The sequence below is a fragment of the Flagellimonas lutimaris genome, assembly GCF_051494225.1.
GTDB classification, from domain to species: domain Bacteria; phylum Bacteroidota; class Bacteroidia; order Flavobacteriales; family Flavobacteriaceae; genus Flagellimonas; species Flagellimonas lutimaris_A.
The window spans coordinates 1-261 of sequence record NZ_JBNPYE010000043.1 but is presented as its reverse complement, the minus strand read 5'-3'; the positions used below and the strand labels follow the sequence as shown (position 1 = coordinate 261).

Genomic DNA, 261 nt, shown 5'->3' with positions numbered 1-261 from the left:
AAGGTGTGTCGTTGATGGTCACGGTGAAGTTGCTCTCCGCGGAGCAGTTCGGTGTGGTGCCCGTCTCGTTGTAGACGTAGACGGTCATGGTGCTGTCCACCTCGTAGCCCACGGGCAGTGGGTTGCCCCCTCCTTTGGGGGCGTCGAAATAGTTGCCGTCCGTGAGTGGGGGCAGTGTGTAGGAGTCACATGCGGTGACGTCCGCCGGGGCGTCCACCGGCGGGGTGTTGTTGATGGTCACGGTGAAGTTGCTCTCCGCGG

General features: G+C 62.8%; 1 protein-coding gene. It reads right to left on the bottom strand.

Translation table 11 applies throughout. The features are described 5' to 3' along the window. On the bottom strand, positions 1–261 hold a 261-nt coding region (locus tag ACQQ5U_RS19465; protein WP_437400134.1), incomplete at both ends, for a hypothetical protein.